Below are 19305 nucleotides of genomic sequence, written 5' to 3'. Positions count from 1 at the left end.
TTATCGATAACCAGAACTGCCAGAAGGCTGCCGCCATGCGTCCCGCCCGTGCCCTGATCGACCTCCAAGCCCTCCGTCACAACTACCGTCTGGCCCGTGAGCTGACCGGCGCCAAGGCCCTGGCCGTGGTCAAGGCCGACGCCTACGGCCATGGCGCGGTGCGTTGCGCCCTGGCGCTCGAGCCCGAGGCCGACGGTTTTGCCGTGGCCTGCATCGAGGAAGCCCTGGAGCTGCGCGCGGCGGGCATCAAGGCACCGCTGCTGCTGCTCGAAGGTTTCTTCGAGGCCAGCGAGCTGGCGCTGATCGCCGAGCACGACCTGTGGTGCGTGGTGCATTCGCTGTGGCAGCTGGAAGCGCTCGAGCAGACCTCGGTGCGCAAGCCGCTGACCATCTGGCTGAAGATGGATACCGGCATGCACCGCGTCGGTGTGCACCCCAAGGACTACCACGACGCCTACCAGCGCCTGCTGGCCAGCGGCAAGGTGTCGCGCATCGTGCTTATGAGTCACTTCGCCCGCGCCGACGAGCTCGATGCCGCCGCCACCGAGCAGCAGGTCGCCGTGTTCGAGGCCGCACGCCAGGGCCTGGCTGCCGAGTGCAGCCTGCGCAACTCACCGGCCGTGCTGGGCTGGCCGAGCATCAAGAGCGACTGGGTGCGCCCGGGCATCATGCTCTACGGCGCCACGCCGTTCGAGGTGGCGCAGGCCGAAGCGGCCCGCCTGCAACCGGTGATGACCCTGCAATCGCGGATCATTAGCGTGCGCGAGCTGCCGGCCGGCGAACCGGTGGGCTACGGCGCCAAGTTCCTCAGTCCGCGCCCGACCCGCGTGGGCGTTGTCGCCATGGGCTATGCCGACGGCTACCCACGCCAGGCGCCCACCGGCACCCCGGTGGTGGTGGCCGGCAAGCGCACCCAGCTGATCGGCAGGGTGTCGATGGACATGCTCTGCGTCGACCTCACCGAGGTGCCCGAGGCCACCGTCGGCAGCCCGGTGGAGCTGTGGGGCAAGCAAGTCCTGGCCAGCGACGTGGCGATGCAGGCCGGGACCATTCCGTACCAGATTTTCTGCAATCTCAAACGCGTGCCACTGGACTATATCGGCGAATAAGGCGCTGAAGCGGACAGGCTGCGGGGCTGTGTGTTGTAAATACTGAACGGCATTGCCATCATATCGTTCACACTACCCCCATCTCGACCGATTCAGGAGGCTCCAGCTTTGGACGTCGGTGAACGACTGCAAGCCATCCGCAAGCTCAAGGGCCTGTCCCAGCGTGAACTCGCCAAGCGCGCGGGGGTGACCAACAGCACCATCTCGATGATCGAGAAGAACAGCGTGAGCCCGTCAATCAGCTCCCTGCGCAAGGTGCTCAGCGGTATCCCCATGTCCATGGTCGAGTTCTTCTCGGTGGAGCTGGCGCCGGAAAGCCCGACCCAGATCGTCTACAAGGCCCACGAGCTGATCGACATCTCCGACGGCGCGGTGACCATGAAACTGGTCGGCAAGTCGCATCCCAACCGGGCCATCGCCTTCCTCACCGAGGTCTACCCGCCGGGTGCCGACACTGGCGCGGAAATGCTCACCCACGACGGCGAAGAGACCGGCATCCTGCTCGAAGGCCGCCTGGAGCTGGTGGTCGGTACCGAGATCTTCATTCTCGAAGCCGGCGACAGCTATTACTTCGAAAGCACCCGTCCACACCGCTTTCGCAACCCGTTCGAGGAGCCGGCACGTTTGATCAGCGCGGCGACCCCGTCGAACTTTTGATCCAGCGCAGTGCATTGATTCGCCAATACCCTTTCCCTGAGTGTGGTCGTTTCACGCCTTCCGGGTTCCCGCTATACTTTTCAACGCTCGCAATTCCGTGGCCGCGGGCGTGATTAGCCACCATGAGGGTGTTCGCGTGAACCAAATCAAGAAGATGCTGGCCATACCAGCAGCCGTATTCGCCCTTTGGGCAATGAGCGCAACCGCTGCAACCAACGACGACATCGCCAAGCGCCTCGAGCCGGTTGGCCAGGTGTGCGTCCAGGGCCAGGAATGCAAGGGCATGGAAGTGGCCGCCACTGCCGGCGGCGGCGGTGCCAAGACCCCGGACGAGATCATCGCCAAGCACTGCAACGCCTGCCATGGCACCGGCCTGCTGAACGCGCCGAAGATCGGCGACACCGCGGCGTGGAAAGAGCGTGCCGATCACCAGGGCGGCCTTGACGGCATCCTGGCCAAGGCTATCACCGGGATCAACGCCATGCCGCCGAAGGGCACCTGCGCCGATTGCTCGGATGAAGACCTGAAGGGTGCGATCAAGAAGATGTCCGGGCTGTAAGCCATAGATGGAATACACAAGGCCCGCCTATCCTGGCGGGCTTTGTTTTTGCACCTGGAGTCCTATAGGCCGATTCCTGGTATTTTTACCAGTACTCTGCTCCAAGTGTGGTCATGATAATAATGCACCCAGCCGTGGCAGAGGGTGCATCATGATGGTCGACAAAAGAGTTAGTACATTATTGGCCGTGGCTCAGCAGCGTTCGACGCTGACTAGAGTCAACCCCTGCTGTTCGCTGCAGAGCGTTGCCTATTCACCTTACGGCTACCATCCTGAGCTGACGATTACCCTCGGTTTTAATGGGGAGCGATTAGAACCGATAACCGGGTATTATCTTTTGGGTAATGGCTATCGTGCATTTAATCCAATACTGATGCGATTCAATAGTTCAGATTCTATGAGCCCATTCGATTTAGGGGGGGAGAACGCATATGCTTACTGTCAGGGAAATCCAGTCACTCGTTGCGACCCAAGTGGCCATGGTCTATTTGAGTTCGTTTTCAGCATGGCTCGACCGTATTTCTCTAGGGTTTTGTCTGGTACATCTAGACTACCTCTAGGTGGTGCGGTTCAAACCAAGCAGGTCGCAGTGCCCAGTGGGCCTGACAAGATGTCGAGCACTTTAACATTTCTTGGCTTTCACGCCAGTGAAGAAATCCATAGGGGCTCATTGGAACGCGGATTGAGTCTGAATTATTCATTCAGAGCCTCTCAAGGGCGTGGATTCTATTATGCAACGACTACTGGGCACGCCAATGAGTACTCCGCTCAGATTGACAAGGCCGGAGGAAAAGGCCATATCTACTTCGTCTTTGCGGATATCAGAAAATGGACTTACGGGGTCGAGTATAAGAAAGATGCCTTTGGTACTCCCATGATCAAGCCTGAAGGGTTCAAGGATGTTGTGGTGCTGTTTGAGATCCAAGAAGGGCAAAAACCCTATATTCTAAGATCTGAGTAAACTCAAGGCCTTAGAGAGTTTCCGCAGCGCTCCGAGCGGACAGAGTAAAACCCACGCTTGTTTGGGAAGGAACCTAGCCAAGCAACCAAACCGTTTGTATTCATGTCCAACCCCTGAGCCCGCGGACAATTCAGGAGGCCCAGATGCACCGTTGTTCAATCGAGCAGGCCGTCGAGCACGTCCTGGCTAGCTTGCCGAGCCATATCCATGTGGGCCTGCCGCTTGGCCTGGGCAAACCCAATGCCTTCGTCAACGCGCTGTACGCGCGGGTTCGCGATCTCCCCGAGCGTCGGCTGACGATCTACACCGCCCTGTCCCTTGGCCGCCCCGCGCTGGGCGACGGTCTGCAGCGTCGTTTCCTCGAACCCTTCATCGAGCGTGTATTCGCCGACTACGAAGAGCTCACCTACCTGGCCGACCTGCGTGCCAACCGACTCCCGCCTAACATCCGTGTCGAGCAGTTCTTCATGCAGCCCGGCAGTCTGCTGCACAGCGAGGCGGCGCAGCAGGACTACGTCAGCAGCAACTACAGCCACGCTGCCCGCGACATCAACGCCAAGGGCCTGAACCTGGTTGCGCAACTGGTGGCGGCTACGCCCGAGCGGCCCGACCACCTGAGCCTGGCCTGCAATCCCGACATCACCCTTGACCTGCTGCCGATGGTCGCCCGGCGCCGAGCCGCCGGCGAGACCATCCTGGTACTCGGCCAGGTCCACGACGAACTGCCCTACATGCCTGGGGACTCGGAGCTGGGCCTGGAGCAGTTCGACCTGCTGATCGACCAGCCCGAACAACGTCGGCTGTTCTCCACGCCGAACATGCCGGTGAACACCCAGGACCACTGCATCGGCCTGCATGCCAGCGCCCTGGTGCGTGACGGCGGCACCCTGCAGATCGGCATCGGTGCCATGGGTGATGCGATCACGGCGGCACTGCTGGCGCGCCAGGGCGACAACGAGGGCTATCGTGCGCTGCTCGATGAGCTGGATATCGGCCCATGGCAGGCGCTGATCGAGCGGGAAGGGGGTCTGGATACCTTCGCCCAGGGGCTGTACGGCTGCAGCGAGATGTTCGTCAATGGCCTGCTGGCACTGGCCGACGCCGGGGTGGTGCGCCGCCCTGCCGACGAGCAGGGGGTGCTGATCCATGGCGGGTTCTTCCTCGGGCCACGGGCGTTCTACCAGCGCCTGCGCGAGATGCCGTTGGAGCAGCGCGCACGGTTCGCCATGAGCGCCATCAGCTTCATCAACGAGCTCTATGGCCAGGAGGAGCGCAAGCGTCGCCAGCGGCGGGATGCGCGCTTCATCAACACAGTATTCGGCATGACCCTGCTGGGTGCGGGGGTTGCCGACCAGCTCGAGGATGGCCGGGTACTCAGCGGCGTGGGCGGGCAATACAACTTCGTCGCCCAGGGACATGCGCTGGAAGGCGGTCGCTCGATCCTGTTGCTGCGCAGCTGGCGCGAGGCCGGTGGCGAGGTCACCTCCAACCTCTACTGGACCTACGGCCACTGCACCATTCCCCGGCACCTGCGGGACATCGTGATCACCGAGTACGGCATCGCCGACTTGCGTGGGCAGACCGACAGCGAGGTGATCGCACGGTTGCTGGCGATCAGTGACTCACGTTTTCAGCGCGAGCTGATGGAGCAGGCCAAGGCGGCGGGCAAGCTGGCCAAGGACTTCGAGCTGGATGCGCGGTTCATGGACAACACGCCTGAGCGGCTCGAGGCTATTCGGGCACGGCATGCGCGGCTGTTCCCTGAGTATCCGCTGGGCACTGACTTCACGGCAGAGGAGCGGGATCTGTTGCGGGCGCTGAACTGGTTGAAGAGCAAGTTCAAGCTGAGCGAGGTTCTGGAGTTGGGCAAGGCGGCATTGGATGCGCCGGGGCCCGAGGGGTATGGGGCAGCGTTGGCGAGGATGGGGCTGGGTGAGCCACAGGGGTTGAAGGAGGAGTTGTATCAGCGGTTGCTGTTGGCGGCGCTTCAGGCCACGCGGCAATGACGGGCATTCCTGGCCCCCTGTAGGAGCGGCCTTGTGCCGCGAAAGGGCCGCAAAGCGGCCCCGGCGATCTGTGCATGAACGCTGAAATGCTGGGGCCGCTGCGCGCCCCTTTCGCGGCACAAGGCCGCTCCTACAGGGTACGCGCAAGGCTTTACTCGATGAAGGTGACCACGCCGCCTTCAAGCGACTTGACCCGGGCCAGCGATTCGACGCGGTAACCCTGGCTGTCCAGCTCGGCACGGCCGCCCTGGAACGACTTCTCGATGACGATGCCCAGGCCGGCCACGGTGGCGCCGGCCTGCTTGATGATCGAGATCAGCGCCTGGGACGCCTTGCCGTTGGCCAGGAAGTCGTCGATCACCAGCACGCGGTCGCTGCTGTTGAGATGGCGCGGCGAGATGGCCACGGTGTTCTCGGTCTGCTTGGTGAAGGAGTACACCGAGGCAGTCAGCAGGTTCTCGGTCAGGGTCAGCGACTGGTGCTTGCGGGCGAAGATCACCGGCACGCCGAGCTTCAGGCCGGTCATTACCGCCGGGGCGATGCCGGAGGCTTCGATGGTGACGATCTTGGTCACGCCCGAATCGGCGAACAGGCGGGCGAACTCGTCACCGATCAGCTGCATCAGCGCCGGGTCGATCTGGTGGTTGAGAAACGCGTCGACTTTGAGAACCTGGTCGGAAAGCACGATGCCTTCTTCGCGAATCTTCTGCTGCAGTGCTTCCACTGTTTTTTCCTCGATGTAGATAGTGGCCTGTATGGCCGATTTGTAAGCCCAACTTCGGCGCCAGCCTTCGTCACACTGCGTTGCCGCTCCTCGCCGTAGCTGGGCTACGACTCGTCGCGGCGCCTTGTGTGCCGAACCCTGGCACTCGAATTTGAGCTCACAAATCGGCCATACAAGCCACCGTGGCCGCAAGAAGCGGCAAAGTTTAAGAGTAATGGTTGATCAGCGTTTGAGCATCGCCCGGATATCGGCCAGGGCGTTGTTGCCGCGCGCGGCTTTCACTTCCACGGGCGCATCGTCCAGGCCTTCCCAGGCCAGGTCGTCCGGCGGCAGTTCGTCGAGGAACCGGCTCGGGGTGCAGTCGATGATCTCGCCGTACTGCTTGCGCTTGGCGGCGAAGGTGAAGGCCAGGGTCTGGCGCGCGCGGGTGATGCCCACGTAGGCCAGGCGGCGTTCCTCTTCGATGGTGTCGGCCTCGATGCTCGAGCGGTGGGGGAGGATCTCCTCCTCCATGCCCATGATGAACACGTAGGGGAACTCCAGGCCCTTGGAGGCGTGCAGGGTCATCATCTGCACCCCTTCGGCGTTCTCTTCCTCTTCCTGCTGGCGCTCGAGCATGTCGCGCAGCACCAGCTTGCCGATGGCATCCTCGATGGTCATGTCACCCTCTTCATCCTTCTCGAGGGTGTTCTTCAGCGCTTCGACCAGGAACCAGACGTTGCTGATGCGGAACTCCGCGGCCTTGTCGCTGGCGGTCTGCTGGCGGATCCAGTTCTCGTAGTCGATGTCGCGGATCATCTCGTGCAGCGCGGCGATCGGATCTTCCAGGGCGACCTTGTGGCGCACCCCGTCGAGCCAGTGCTTGAAGCGCTGCAGGCGCTCGGTGTAGCGGGCATCCAGGTGCTCGCCCAGGCCCAGCTCCTCGCTGGCGGCGTACATCGAGATGCCGCGCTCGGTGGAATAGTTGCCGAGCTTCTCGAGGGTGGTCGAGCCGATTTCGCGGCGCGGCACGTTGATCACCCGCAGGTAGGCGTTGTCGTCGTCCGGATTCACCAGCAGGCGCAGGTAGGCCATCAGGTCCTTGACCTCCTGGCGGCCGAAGAAGCTGTTGCCGCCGGAGAGGCGGTACGGCACCTGGTGGTGCTGCAGCTTCAGTTCGATCAGCTTGGCTTGGTAGTTGCCCCGGTAAAGGATGGCGAAGTCACTGTACGGGCGGTTGGTGCGCAGGTGCAGGGTGAGGATTTCCATGGCCACGCGCTCGGCCTCGGCTTCCTCGTTCTTGCAGCGGATCACGCGGATCTCGTCGCCGACGCCCATCTCGCTCCACAGCTCCTTCTCGAAGGCGTGGGGATTGTTGGCGATCAGCACGTTGGCGCAGCGCAGGATGCGGCTGGTGGAGCGGTAGTTCTGCTCGAGCATGACGATCTTCAGGGAGGGATAGTCCTCCTTGAGCAGCATCAGGTTCTCGGGGCGGGCGCCGCGCCAGGCGTAGATCGACTGGTCATCGTCGCCGACCACGGTGAACTGGTTGCGCATGCCGATCAGCATCTTCACCAGCAGGTATTGGCTGGCGTTGGTGTCCTGGTATTCGTCCACCAGCAGGTAGCGTACGCGGTTCTGCCAGCGTTCGAGCACGTCGGGGTGTTCCTGGAACAGCTTGACCGGCTGCAGGATCAGGTCATCGAAGTCCACCGCGTTGAACGCCTTGAGCGTGCGCTGGTAGTGGGTGTAGACGATGGCCGCGGTCTGCTCGCGCGGGTTGCGTGCCTTTTCCAGGGCCTCGGGCGGCAGGATCAGGTCGTTCTTCCAGGCACCGATCATGTTCTTGATCTCGTCGATGCCGTCGTCGCCGGAGTATTCCTTCTGCATGATGTCCGACAGCAACGCCTTGATGTCGGATTCATCGAAGATCGAGAAGCCCGGCTTGTAGCCCAGGCGCTCGTGTTCCTTGCGGATGATGTTCAGGCCCAGGTTGTGGAAGGTGCACACCGTCAGGCCCCGGCCTTCCCCCGGGCGCAGCAGGGTGCCGACCCGCTCCTTCATCTCGCGCGCGGCCTTGTTGGTGAAGGTCATCGCCACGATGTACTGGGCACGGATGCCGCAGTTCTGGATCAGGTGGGCAATCTTGCGCGTGATCACGCTGGTCTTGCCGGAGCCTGCACCGGCGAGCACCAAAAGAGGGCCGCCGACGTAGTCTCGGGCTTCCTGTTGCCGGGGATTGAGTCGGGACATGCTAGAAACCGGGGGTAACCAGAAAATAGCCGCGCATTCTAGCAGGCATGGGGCTGTTAATGCGCGACCGTCTGACGTTGTGATGCAGGGCGCGAATCGGATTTGCCGCATCTGCTACTTTCGCGCAGGATGCACGTCAGATTGCGTCGGGATGGCGGCCAGGGAAGGGCAACGACTAAAAGTGAAAATCATTTCCAATTAATCGGGTAGGATTGCCCGCGCTCGCCGTTCCACCGCCCATGTCTAAGGAGCCCGCTTGTCCACGCCTGTCGAACCCCTGCGTTTGCTGCTGTTGGCTGATGAGCCGGAGTGGGCCGTGCACCTGCGCGAGTGCCTGCAGCCGATGGACGGTAGCGTCGTGCTGCTGACCGCGCCCAACTGGGCAGCGGTTGACAGCTTGTTCGCCAATGACCGCCAGGCCGTGGTGCTGGCCACCCCCGAGCTGCAGCCGGCGCCGGGGCGTTGCGAGCTGCCGACCATCCTGCTGCTGGAGCAGGAGCCGGCCAGCGCGCCGCTGGGCGTCAGCGACTGGCTGGTGCTGGCGCAGCTGACCACCGACACCCTGCGTCGCTCGCTGCGTCATGTGCGCGAGCGCGGCGTGCTGGTGGCCACCCTGCAGCGCCTGGCCGAACAGGATCCGCTGACCGGTATCGCCAACCGCCAGGGCTTCCAGGCCCTGCTGACCGCGCGCCTGGCGGAGAACGAAGGCCGCGGCCTGGCGCTCGGCCACCTCGACCTGGACAACTTCCGCCACGTCAACGACGCCCTCGGCCACCAGGGTGGCGACCGGCTGATCCTGCAGGTGGTCGGTCGGTTGAAACACCAGTTGGAAGCGAGCGACCAGCTGGCACGCCTGGGCAGCGACGAGTTTGCCCTGTTGATCGACACCCGGCGCGACCCCAATCGCGCCGAGTGGATGGCCGAGCGCATCACCGAAGCGCTCACCGAGCCCTACTGGATCGACGGCGAGAGCCTGCTGCTCGGTTGCAGCCTGGGGATCGCCCATGCCCGCGCCCAGGCCGGCGCCGACCCGCTGATGTGGCACGCGCACATCGCCATGCGCCAGGCCAAGAGCAGCCAGGGCTGCACCTTCCATGTGTTCAACGAGCGAATCAACCGCAACGCCCGCAGCCTGGCTGACCTTGAGAGCGAGCTGCGCCGCGCCCTGCGCCGCGACGAGCTGGAGCTGCACTATCAACCGCGGCTCAACCTCGCCGACGGTCGCATCGTCGGGCTCGAGGCGCTGGTGCGCTGGAACCATCCCGAGCGCGGCCTGCTCGCGCCCAGCGAATTCGTGCCGTTGGCCGAGCAGAGCGGGTTGATCGTGCCGCTGGGCTACTGGGTGATCTCCCGGGCGCTGAGCGACATGCAGGCCCTGCGCGAGCGCGGCCTGGCGCCGCTGCACATGGCGGTAAACCTGAGCTTTCGCCAGTTCCAGGACAGCCAGCTGCTGGCCACCCTGAGCCGGCTGATCGTCGAGCACGGCGTCGATGCCCGCTGGCTGGAGTTCGAACTGACCGAGACCGCGGTGATGCGGCGCAACGAGCTGGTGCGCCAGACCATGGACGCCCTGGGGCGCCTGGGGGTGCGTTTCTCGCTGGATGACTTCGGGACCGGCTTCTCGTCGTTCGTGCACCTGAACAGCCTGCCGATCACCTTGCTCAAGGTCGATCGCAGTTTCGTCGGCGGCATGGAGCAGCGCGAGGAGAACGCCAAGCTGGTGCACGCGATGATCAACCTGGCGCACAACCTCAACCTGGAGGTGGTGGCCGAAGGGGTGGAGAGCGAGGAGCAGCTGGCGCTGCTGCGGGCGTTCGGTTGCGACCAGGTGCAGGGGTTCCTGGTAAGCCGGCCGTTACCGGTGGAGGCGTTGATCGAGTACCTGTTGCAGGTGCCGAGTCCTGGGCTGGTGCAGACCTTGTAGATCTCATGCAGCCTTTTCGCGGCACAAGGCCGCTCCTACAGGGGATCGTGGTCTTCTGTAGGAGCGGCCTTGTGCCGCGAAAAGGGGCGCAAAGCGCCCCCGGCAATTTCAAACCGTGAAGATGATCAACCGACCAGCATCCGCCCGGTCTCTTCCAGGTTCTCATGCCAGCTCAAGGCTTCGCGCAGGATATGCGGGGTATGCCCGCCACGCTGGCAGGCGCGCTCGAAGTAATCGTTCAGCGCTGCGCGGTAGTCCGGGTGCACGCAGTTGTCGATGATCACCCGGGCGCGCTCGCGCGGAGCCAGGCCACGCAGGTCGGCCAGGCCCACCTCGGTCACCAGGATGTCCACGTCGTGCTCGGTGTGGTCGACGTGGCTGACCATCGGCACCACGCTGGAAATCGCGCCGCCCTTGGCGATCGACTTGGTGACGAAGATCGCCAGGTGCGCGTTGCGGGCGAAGTCGCCCGAGCCACCGATGCCGTTCATCATCTTGGTGCCGCAGACGTGGGTGGAGTTGACGTTGCCGTAGATGTCGAACTCCAGCGCCGTGTTGATGCCGATGATCCCCAGGCGACGCACCACTTCAGGGTGGTTGGAGATCTCCTGCGGACGCAGCACCAGCTTGTCCTTGTAGCGCTCCAGGTTGCCGAACACGTCGGCGTTGCGGCGGCTCGACAGGGTGATCGAGCTGCCCGAGGCGAAGCTCAGCTTGCCGGCGTCGATCAGGTCGAAGGTCGAGTCCTGCAGCACTTCGGAGTACATGGTCAGGTTTTCGAACGGCGACTCGATCAGGCCGCACATCACCGCGTTGGCGATGCTGCCGATGCCGGCCTGCAGCGGGCCGAGGTTGTTGCTCATGCGCCCGGCGTCCACCTCGCCCTTGAGGAAGGCGATCAGGTGGTCGGCAATGCCCTGGGTCTCGTGGTCAGGTGGCAGCACGGTGGACGGCGAGTCCGGCTGATCACTGATGACGATGCCGACGATCTTGGCCGGGTCGATCGGGATCGCGGTGCTGCCGATGCGGTCGTCGACCTTCACCAGCGGGATCGGCGTGCGGGTCGGGCGGTAGGTCGGGATGTAGATGTCGTGCAGGCCTTCGAGGTTGGCATGGTGCGACAGGTTGATCTCGACGATGACCTGCTTGGCGAAGATCGCGAAACTGGCCGAGTTGCCGACGGAGGTGGTCGGCACGATATGGCCTTGCTCGGTGATCGCCACCGCTTCGATGACCGCGATGTCCGGCAGGGTGAGCTGTTTGTTGCGCAGCTGCTCGACGGTTTCCGACAGGTGCTGGTCGATGAACATCACCTTGCCGTCGTTGATGGCCTTGCGCAGGGTGCTGTCGACCTGGAACGGCATGCGCCGGGCCAGCACGCCGGCCTCGGTCAGTTGCTTGTCCAGGTCGTTGCCCAGGCTGGCGCCGGTCATCAGGCTGATCTTCAGCGGCGACTGTTTTGCACGTTCGGCCAGTGCGTGGGGCACGGCCTTGGCTTCGCCGGCGCGGGTGAAACCGCTCATGCCGACGGTCATGCCGTCCTGGATCAGGCCAGCGGCGTCAGCCGCACTCATAACCTTGCTGTGCAGGGAGGACAAGCGGATACGATCACGGTACATGGATTGTTATCTCAGGCTACTGAAGCTACTGGAAGCGCAGTCTAGAGATTTCACCCGGAACCGTCCCGCGACCATGGTCGTAGGCGAAGGCCGGAAGTAGAGCCGTTGATCTGGATCAGGTAAATACGACAAACCCCGGGAATGACTTCCCGGGGTTTGTTCGACAGCAGCGGTTTCGTGGGAGTGGGCTTGCCCCGCGATGGCGATGCTGCATTCAAGCCATCATCGCGGGGCAAGCCCGCTCCCACAAAGCATCGCTCCTGCTATTACTCCACCGCCTTGACCATGTCCTCGATGACTTTCTTGGCGTCACCGAACACCATCATGGTCTTGTCCAGATAGAACAGTTCGTTGTCCAGACCCGCATAGCCACTGGCCATGGAGCGTTTGTTGACGATGATGGTCTTGGCCTTGAAGGCTTCGAGGATCGGCATGCCGGCGATCGGCGACTTCGGATCGTTCTTCGCCGCCGGGTTGACCACGTCGTTGGCGCCCAGCACCAGCACCACGTCGGCCTGGCCGAACTCGGCGTTGATGTCCTCCATCTCGAACACCTGGTCGTACGGCACCTCGGCCTCGGCCAGCAGCACGTTCATGTGCCCAGGCATGCGCCCCGCCACCGGGTGGATCGCGTACTTCACGGTCACCCCGTTGTGGGTCAGCTTCTCGGTCAGCTCCTTGAGTGCGTGCTGGGCGCGGGCCACCGCCAGGCCATAGCCGGGGACGATGATCACGCTGTCGGCGTTGCTCAGGAGGAAGGTGGCGTCGTCGGCCGAGCCGGACTTCACCGGGCGCTGCTCCTTCGAACCCTGCGCCGCGCCGACATCGGTATCGCCGCCGAAGCCGCCGAGGATGACGTTGAAGAACGAACGGTTCATCGCCTTGCACATGATGTACGAGAGGATCGCACCGCTGGAGCCCACCAGGGAACCTGCGATGATCAGCATCGAGTTGTTCAGCGAGAAGCCGATACCCGCCGCCGCCCAGCCCGAGTAGCTGTTGAGCATCGACACCACCACCGGCATGTCGGCCCCGCCGATCGGGATGATGATCAGCACGCCCATGACGAAGGCCAGGGCCAGCATGAGGGTAAAGGCGCTGTAGTGGCCGGTGAAGGTGAACAGCAGCCCCAGGGCGATGGTCGCCAGGCCCAGGATCAGGTTCAGCTTGTGCTGGCCGGCGAACTGTACCGGTGCGCCCTGGAACAGGCGGAACTTGTACTTGCCCGACAGCTTGCCGAAGGCGATCACCGAGCCCGAGAAGGTGACGGCACCGATGGCCGCGCCAAGGAACAGCTCCAGGCGATTGCCGGTGGGGATCGGGTCGCTGATGGCGGCGACGATACCCAGCGATTGCGGCTCCAGCACGGCAGCGATGGCGATGAACACCGCGGCCAGGCCGATCATGCTGTGCATGAAGGCGACCAGCTCGGGCATCTTGGTCATCTCGACGCGCTTGGCCATGATCGAGCCGGCGCTGCCGCCGACCAGCAGGCCGACGATGACGTAGCCGATGCCGGCGGTCGCAAGCTCCGCGCCAAGCTTGTAGATCAGGCCGACCGTGGTGAGGATGGCGATACCCATGCCGATCATGCCGAACAGGTTGCCGCGGCGTGAGGTAGTCGGATGCGAGAGTCCCTTGAGCGCCTGGATGAAGCAGACCGAGGCGACCAGGTACAGAAGCGTTACCAGATTCATGCTCATGCTTACTTCTGCCCCTCGCTCTTGGTTTTCTTCTTGAACATTTCCAGCATGCGGCGGGTGACCAGGAAGCCACCGAACACGTTGACCGCGGCAAGCGCCACGGCCAGGGTGCCCATGACCTTGCCGGCCGGGGTGACCGTCAGCGCCGCGGCCAGCATGGCGCCGACGATGACGATCGCGGAAATGGCGTTGGTGACCGCCATCAGCGGCGTGTGCAGGGCCGGGGTGACGTTCCACACCACGTGGTAGCCCACGTAGATGGCCAGCACGAAGATGATCAGGTTGTAGATGCCGTGGGAAATCAGCATGTCTTCCATTGTCGTGCTCCTCAGCCGTTCTTGCGCACGACCTGGCCGTCGCGGCACATCAGGCACGCGGCGACGATGTCGTCTTCGAGGTTGATGACCAGGTTGCCGTCCTTGTCGAACAGCAGCTTCATGAAGTCCAGCAGGTTGCGCGCGTACAGCGCCGAGGCATCGGCGCCGACCTGGGCCGGCAGGTTGGTCGGGCCGACGAGGGTCACGCCGTTGTGCATGACGACCTGATCGGCCACGGTCAGCGGGCAGTTGCCGCCCTGGGCCGCGGCAAGGTCGATGACCACCGAGCCGGGCTTCATCTGCGCCACGGTCTCGGCGCTGAGCAGGGTCGGCGCCTTGCGCCCGGGAATCAGCGCAGTGGTGATGACGATATCGGCCTGCCTGGCGCGCTCGTGCACGGCCTGGGCCTGACGCTGCATCCAGCTGGCCGGCATCGGCCGGGCATAGCCGCCGACGCCTTCGGCGCATTCGCGTTCTTCATCGGTCTCGTAGGGCACGTCGATGAACTTGGCCCCCAGCGATTCGATCTGCTCCTTCACCGCCGGGCGCACGTCCGACGCTTCGATCACCGCACCCAGGCGCTTGGCCGTGGCGATGGCCTGCAGGCCGGCGACGCCGGCGCCGAGGATCAGCACGCGGGCGGCTTTCACCGTGCCTGCGGCGGTCATCAGCATGGGCATGAAGCGTGGGTAGTGGTGGGCCGCCAGCAGCACGGCCTTGTAGCCGGCGATGTTGGCCTGGGACGACAGCACGTCGAGGCTCTGGGCCCGCGAGGTGCGTGGCGCGGCTTCCAGGGCGAAGGCGGTGATGCCGCGTTCGGCCATCTTGCCGATCAGTTCGTTGTTGAAGGGGTTGAGCATGCCCGCCAACAGGCTGGTGCTGTTGATCAGCGCCAGTTCCTGATCATCGGGCGCGACCACCTTGAGTACCAGCTGCGCGCCGAAGGCGTCGGTGGCTTCACCCAGGGTGGCGCCCACGGCTTCATAGGCACTGTCCGGAATGCTGGCTTTGAGCCCTGCCCCCCGTTGCACGGTGACCTGATGGCCCTGGCCTACCAGTTTCTTGATGGTTTCCGGGGTCGCGGCGACCCTTGTCTCACCCGTCTGCGTCTCGAGAGGAACACCAATGTGCACGACTATGTCTCCTGCGGTGACCTTTATTGTCTTTATGGAAACCAGCGCACTTCGGGTGGTGCGGCTGGGCGGCCGTAGAGCACGACTCCGCCTGGTTCGAGGCGGGAGAGGCATTTTGCAGACGAACCCAGGGGCCTTCAACAGGTTCTGAAGCGAAACGAACTTAAAACTACAAGTCACCCTGTGACCGTATGTCGCAACGATTCCGATCGGGCCCGTCAAGTACGCGCTATTCGCAGCTTAGGGGAAAAAATGAAAAAAATTCGGCCGTTTTCGTTCGCGGCGTTGTGAATGTCGCAAAATAAGCCGCAAACCCGCGCAGTCACTAGGGTTGCTATGGTTTTTCCGGTAAACGGAACAGATTACGAATTTGCGACAAATCCATATATCTGTAGGTGTTCAAAATAATTGACTACGGAGTCAGGTTGTCGCTTTATGGCCTCAGCTGGTGGCGGTGTACTGCTGTGCCTGCGCCACCAGCCAGTCGCGAAACGCCCGCAGCGAAGCGGACTCCACCTTTCGCTCAGGGATCATCAGATGGTAGGCCTTGTCGCTAGACAGGGCATGCCTGTTAGCGACCAGCAATCGACATTCCTGCAACTCGCGCTGGATCAGGAACGGCGGAATCAGCGCGATGCCCATGTCGTGCATGGCGGCCTGGGCCAGCATGGAGAACAGTTCGTAGCGCGGGCCAGTCATGTCGCGCTCGACGCTCATGCCCAGGCCGTCGAACCATTGCCGCCAGGCATAGGGGCGCGTGGTCTGCTGCAGCAGGGGCAATTCGGCGATGCGCCGGGCGTCGAGGCTGGCTTGTCCGTCCAGCAACGCGGGGCTGCACACCGGCACGGGGTTCTCGCCCATCAGTCGGTGGGACTGGGTTCCGGACCAGTCGGCGTCGCCGAAATAGATGGCGGCGTCGAAGGGCGTGTCGGCGAACAGGAAGGGGCGGGTGCGGTTGGTCAGGTTGACCGTGACTTCGGGGTGGCGCTGCTGGAAGTCCTTCAGGCGCGGCAGCAGCCATTGCGTGCCGAAGGTCGGTACCACCGCCAGTTCGATCACGTTGGCGCCCTGCTGGCGCATCACCGAAAGCGTGTCGCGCTCCACCGCATCCAGCTGCGCAGCCACCTGGCGGCTGTAGGAGAGCCCGGCTTCGGTCAGTTTCACGCCCCGGCGCGAGCGGCGGAACAGTTCGACATTGAGGAAGGCCTCAAGGCCACCGATCTGCCGGCAGACGGCGCCCTGGGTCAGGGCCAGTTCCTGGGCGGCCTTGGTGAAGCTCTCGTGACGCGCGGCCGCCTCGAAGCAAACCAGGGCGGTGGTGCTGGGGATCTTACGGCGCATGTACGTCAACCTCACTTGTAGGGCGTTGAACAGGGCATTTTGATGATTACGAAGTGAGAAAATATCACTAAACCGTGCGCAATCCTCGTTTGTCCCGCAGGCCGATCAGGCCTAGGATCAATCCAGCACAACAATTCGTTCCCATCTTTCGAGGAATCCGCACATGGCTGGCAAGGCAAGCTTCAACTGGATCGACCCGCTGCTGCTGGATCAGCAGCTCACTGAAGAAGAGCGCATGGTTCGCGACAGCGCCTATCAGTTCGCCCAGGACAAGCTGGCACCCCGTGTGCTGGAGGCGTTCCGCCACGAGCAGACAGACCCGGCGATCTTCCGCGAGATGGGTGAAGTCGGCCTGCTCGGCGCGACCATTCCCGAGCAGTACGGCGGCAGCGGCCTGAACTACGTGTGCTACGGCCTGATCGCCCGCGAGGTGGAGCGCATCGACTCCGGCTACCGCTCGATGATGAGCGTGCAGTCGTCGCTGGTGATGGTGCCGATCAACGAGTTCGGTACAGAGGCGCAGAAGCAGAAGTACCTGCCGAAGCTGGCCAGCGGCGAGTGGATCGGCTGCTTCGGCCTGACCGAGCCCAACCATGGTTCCGACCCGGGCTCGATGATCACCCGCGCCCGCAAGGTCGACGGTGGCTATCGCCTGACCGGCAGCAAGATGTGGATCACCAATAGCCCGATCGCCGATGTGTTCGTGGTCTGGGCCAAGGACGATGCTGGCGATATCCGCGGCTTCGTGCTGGAGAAAGGCTGGGACGGCCTCAGCGCGCCGGCCATCCATGGCAAGGTTGGCCTGCGCGCCTCGATCACCGGTGAGATCGTCATGGACAACGTGTTCGTGCCGGAAGAGAACATCTTCCCGGACGTGCGTGGCCTCAAAGGTCCGTTCACCTGCCTGAACTCGGCCCGCTATGGCATCTCCTGGGGCGCCCTGGGCGCCGCCGAGGCCTGCTGGCACACCGCGCGCCAGTACACCCTGGACCGCCAGCAGTTCGGCCGCCCGCTGGCTGCCAACCAGCTGATCCAGAAGAAGCTGGCCGACATGCAGACCGAGATCACCCTGGCCCTGCAAGGCTGCCTGCGCCTGGGGCGGATGAAGGACGAAGGCACCGCGGCGGTGGAAATCACCTCGATCATGAAGCGCAACTCCTGCGGCAAGGCCCTGGATATCGCCCGTCTGGCCCGCGACATGCTGGGCGGCAATGGCATCTCCGACGAGTTCGGAGTGGCCCGCCACCTGGTCAACCTCGAGGTGGTCAACACCTACGAAGGGACCCATGACGTGCACGCGCTGATCCTGGGGCGTGCGCAGACCGGCATCCAGGCGTTCTATTAATAGAGGAGCCAGGCCATGGGCGCGCTTTCCCATCTGCGGGTGCTGGATCTTTCCCGGGTGCTGGCCGGCCCTTGGTCTGGCCAGATCCTGGCCGACCTTGGCGCCGATGTGATCAAGGTCGAGCGTCCGGGGGCGGGTGACGACACCCGTTCCTGGGGGCCGCCTTTCCTGCGCGACGCCCAGGGCGAGAACACCAGCGAGGCGGCCTACTACCTGTCGGCCAACCGCAACAAGCGCTCGGTGACCATCGACTTCACCCAGCCGGAAGGCCAGCGCCTGGTGCGTGAGCTGGCGGCGAAGTCGGATATCGTCATCGAGAACTTCAAGGTAGGCGGACTGGCGGCCTATGGGCTGGACTATCAGAGCCTGAAGGCGGTCAATCCCAAGCTCATCTACTGCTCGATCACCGGCTTCGGCCAGACCGGGCCGTATGCCAAGCGTGCCGGCTACGACTTCATGATCCAGGGGCTGGGTGGGCTGATGAGCCTGACCGGTCGCCCGGAGGGAGAGGAGGGTGCCGGGCCGATGAAGGTTGGTGTGGCGCTGACCGACATCCTCACCGGGCTGTATTCCACCGTGGCGATCCTGGCGGCCCTGGCGCATCGTGACCAGGCTGGTATTGGCCAGCACATCGACATGGCGTTGCTGGATGTACAGGTGGCCTGCCTGGCCAACCAGGCCATGAACTACCTCACAACCGGTACCGCGCCTCGCCGGTTGGGCAATGCGCACCCGAACATTGTGCCGTACCAGGATTTCCCGACGGCTGATGGCAACTTCATTCTTACCGTGGGCAATGACGGGCAGTTCCGCAAGTTCGCGGAAGTGGCCGGGCAGGCGCACTGGGCGGATGACCCACGCTTTGCCACCAATAAACAGCGGGTGGCCAATCGCGCCGAGCTGATTCCGCTGATTCGCCAGGCCACGGTGTTCAAGACCACGGCCGAGTGGGTGAGTGAGCTTGAGAAGGCGGGCGTGCCGTGTGGGCCGATCAACGACCTGGCGCAGATGTTCCAGGATCCGCAGGTGCTGGCCCGTGGGCTGGCAGTGAATGTTCCTCATCCGTTGGCGGGCAGCGTGCCGCAGGTGGCCAGCCCGATCCGGTTGTCGGAGACGCCGGTGGAGTATCGGCAGGCGCCGCCGTTGCTGGGGGAGCATACCGAGGTGGTGCTGGGGGAGGTGCTGGGGTTGGATGGAGAGGCGGTGCAGCGGCTTCGGGTTGCTGGGGTGTTGTGATGCTTTCTATATAGATATATGAAGCGGGGAGACCGGTAGGTCTCCCGCTTTTGTTTTTGGGGCTGCTTTATATAGGTGTCAGGGCTGGTTGGTGCCTGTCTTGGGATTGGGTTGTGTGCGAGGTGTTCGCCTTGGGGTTGCGTTGTGTCTCAGAGGTGTTCGCCGAAGATTCTCTGGCGCCTATGAGATCGAGCGCCGCCCGCGCGGCGCATCGCGGCACAAGGCCGCTCCTACATCTGTTTCGGGCCAATTGTTCCTGGGAGTGAGGCGGCGCCTGCCTTGGTGCATGCCTCAAGTCGTGCGGAGCGGCAGTGGTGCCCACGCCGAAACCGCGTCGTGCCAACAAGGCTGGCAACCATGGCCTGACAGGTTCGGCACGTTGCAACAAATGTAGGAGCGGCCTTGTGCCGCGATGCGCCGCGCGGGCGGCGCTCGGTCT

15 protein-coding genes are annotated in these 19305 nt (G+C 63.4%); 8 read left to right on the top strand and 7 right to left on the bottom strand.

What is annotated here, in order from left to right:
• Positions 1-35: 35 nt before the first annotated feature.
• From alr to LU671_RS08155, 5 genes are all read left to right on the top strand, one after another.
• On the top strand, positions 36-1109 hold the full coding sequence (gene alr, locus LU671_RS08175; protein ID WP_232855390.1) for an alanine racemase: 1074 nt from the start codon (positions 36-38) through the stop codon (positions 1107-1109).
• A gap of 108 nt (positions 1110-1217) precedes the next feature.
• Positions 1218-1766 (top strand): cupin domain-containing protein, encoded by a 549-nt coding sequence (locus tag LU671_RS08170; RefSeq protein WP_023629132.1) that lies wholly within the window; start codon positions 1218-1220, stop codon positions 1764-1766.
• 154 nt (positions 1767-1920) lie between these two features.
• Positions 1921-2325 carry a c-type cytochrome gene (locus LU671_RS08165; protein WP_232855493.1) on the top strand — a complete coding sequence of 135 codons (405 nt, stop codon included), beginning with the start codon at positions 1921-1923 and terminating at the stop codon, positions 2323-2325.
• A 151-nt stretch (positions 2326-2476) separates the two neighbouring features.
• Positions 2477-3286, top strand: a complete 810-nt coding sequence (locus LU671_RS29675) for an RHS repeat-associated core domain-containing protein (protein ID WP_442964124.1) — start codon at positions 2477-2479, stop codon at positions 3284-3286.
• Between the two features lie 143 nt (positions 3287-3429).
• Complete coding sequence (locus LU671_RS08155) at positions 3430-5292, top strand: acetyl-CoA hydrolase/transferase C-terminal domain-containing protein (protein WP_232855389.1); 1863 nt, start codon at positions 3430-3432, stop codon at positions 5290-5292.
• A 151-nt stretch (positions 5293-5443) separates the two neighbouring features.
• On the opposite strand, the gene LU671_RS08150 is transcribed toward LU671_RS08155, so the two are convergent.
• Both LU671_RS08150 and rep read right to left on the bottom strand, forming a co-directional pair.
• Entirely contained in the window at positions 5444-6016 is a 573-nt protein-coding gene (locus LU671_RS08150; protein WP_011536381.1) for a xanthine phosphoribosyltransferase, read from the bottom strand.
• Positions 6017-6238: 222 nt separating this feature from the next.
• Complete coding sequence (gene rep / locus LU671_RS08145; protein WP_050707509.1) at positions 6239-8248, bottom strand: DNA helicase Rep; 2010 nt, start codon at positions 8246-8248, stop codon at positions 6239-6241.
• Positions 8249-8504: 256 nt separating this feature from the next.
• On the opposite strand from rep, the gene LU671_RS08140 reads away from it, so the two are divergent.
• Positions 8505-10172, top strand: a complete 1668-nt coding sequence (locus tag LU671_RS08140; RefSeq protein WP_232855388.1) for a putative bifunctional diguanylate cyclase/phosphodiesterase — start codon at positions 8505-8507, stop codon at positions 10170-10172.
• Positions 10173-10297: 125 nt separating this feature from the next.
• Here the strand turns inward: LU671_RS08140 and LU671_RS08135 are convergent, their stop codons facing one another.
• The 5 genes from LU671_RS08135 to LU671_RS08115 all read right to left on the bottom strand — a co-directional run bounded on the left by LU671_RS08135 (position 10298) and on the right by LU671_RS08115 (position 16285).
• Complete coding sequence (locus LU671_RS08135) at positions 10298-11791, bottom strand: acetyl-CoA hydrolase/transferase family protein (protein ID WP_050707507.1); 1494 nt, start codon at positions 11789-11791, stop codon at positions 10298-10300.
• A gap of 266 nt (positions 11792-12057) precedes the next feature.
• Complete coding sequence (locus LU671_RS08130; protein WP_203649439.1) at positions 12058-13494, bottom strand: NAD(P)(+) transhydrogenase (Re/Si-specific) subunit beta; 1437 nt, start codon at positions 13492-13494, stop codon at positions 12058-12060.
• 2 nt (positions 13495-13496) lie between these two features.
• Positions 13497-13811 carry an NAD(P) transhydrogenase subunit alpha gene (locus tag LU671_RS08125; protein ID WP_232855387.1) on the bottom strand — a complete coding sequence of 105 codons (315 nt, stop codon included), beginning with the start codon at positions 13809-13811 and terminating at the stop codon, positions 13497-13499.
• Between the two features lie 11 nt (positions 13812-13822).
• A complete protein-coding gene (locus tag LU671_RS08120) occupies positions 13823-14944 on the bottom strand; it encodes a Re/Si-specific NAD(P)(+) transhydrogenase subunit alpha (protein ID WP_232855386.1) in 1122 nt (373 codons plus the stop codon).
• A gap of 441 nt (positions 14945-15385) precedes the next feature.
• Positions 15386-16285 carry a LysR family transcriptional regulator gene (locus LU671_RS08115; RefSeq protein WP_232855385.1) on the bottom strand — a complete coding sequence of 300 codons (900 nt, stop codon included), beginning with the start codon at positions 16283-16285 and terminating at the stop codon, positions 15386-15388.
• A gap of 163 nt (positions 16286-16448) precedes the next feature.
• Between LU671_RS08115 and LU671_RS08110 the strand changes: the two genes are divergently transcribed.
• Together LU671_RS08110 and LU671_RS08105 are read left to right on the top strand one after the other, a co-directional pair.
• Positions 16449-17630 (top strand): acyl-CoA dehydrogenase, encoded by a 1182-nt coding sequence (locus LU671_RS08110; RefSeq protein WP_028689912.1) that lies wholly within the window; start codon positions 16449-16451, stop codon positions 17628-17630.
• Between the two features lie 15 nt (positions 17631-17645).
• The gene (locus LU671_RS08105; RefSeq protein WP_232855384.1) at positions 17646-18866 is read left to right on the top strand and encodes a CaiB/BaiF CoA transferase family protein; all 1221 of its coding nucleotides are present in this window, start codon (positions 17646-17648) and stop codon (positions 18864-18866) included.
• Positions 18867-19305: the final 439 nt, after the last annotated feature.

This window comes from Pseudomonas sp. NMI760_13 (assembly GCF_021283245.1).
GTDB classification, from domain to species: Bacteria; Pseudomonadota; Gammaproteobacteria; order Pseudomonadales; family Pseudomonadaceae; genus Aquipseudomonas; species Aquipseudomonas peradeniyensis.
This window is presented reverse-complemented; position numbering and strand designations above follow the sequence as displayed.

Excerpts from the sequence above, each read along its gene's own strand:
- LU671_RS08155 (WP_232855389.1), top strand. The coding sequence starts at position 3,430 with ATGCACCGTTGTTCAATCGAGCAGGCCGTCGAGCACGTCCTGGCTAGC.
- LU671_RS08130 (WP_203649439.1), bottom strand. The coding sequence starts at position 13,494 with ATGAGCATGAATCTGGTAACGCTTCTGTACCTGGTCGCCTCGGTCTGC.
- LU671_RS08110 (WP_028689912.1), top strand. The coding sequence starts at position 16,449 with ATGGCTGGCAAGGCAAGCTTCAACTGGATCGACCCGCTGCTGCTGGAT.
- rep (WP_050707509.1), bottom strand. The coding sequence starts at position 8,248 with ATGTCCCGACTCAATCCCCGGCAACAGGAAGCCCGAGACTACGTCGGC.
- LU671_RS08115 (WP_232855385.1), bottom strand. The coding sequence starts at position 16,285 with ATGCGCCGTAAGATCCCCAGCACCACCGCCCTGGTTTGCTTCGAGGCG.
- LU671_RS08165 (WP_232855493.1), top strand. The coding sequence starts at position 1,921 with ATGCTGGCCATACCAGCAGCCGTATTCGCCCTTTGGGCAATGAGCGCA.
- alr (WP_232855390.1), top strand. The coding sequence starts at position 36 with ATGCGTCCCGCCCGTGCCCTGATCGACCTCCAAGCCCTCCGTCACAAC.
- LU671_RS08135 (WP_050707507.1), bottom strand. The coding sequence starts at position 11,791 with ATGTACCGTGATCGTATCCGCTTGTCCTCCCTGCACAGCAAGGTTATG.
- LU671_RS08105 (WP_232855384.1), top strand. The coding sequence starts at position 17,646 with ATGGGCGCGCTTTCCCATCTGCGGGTGCTGGATCTTTCCCGGGTGCTG.
- LU671_RS29675 (WP_442964124.1), top strand. The coding sequence starts at position 2,477 with ATGATGGTCGACAAAAGAGTTAGTACATTATTGGCCGTGGCTCAGCAG.
- LU671_RS08125 (WP_232855387.1), bottom strand. The coding sequence starts at position 13,811 with ATGGAAGACATGCTGATTTCCCACGGCATCTACAACCTGATCATCTTC.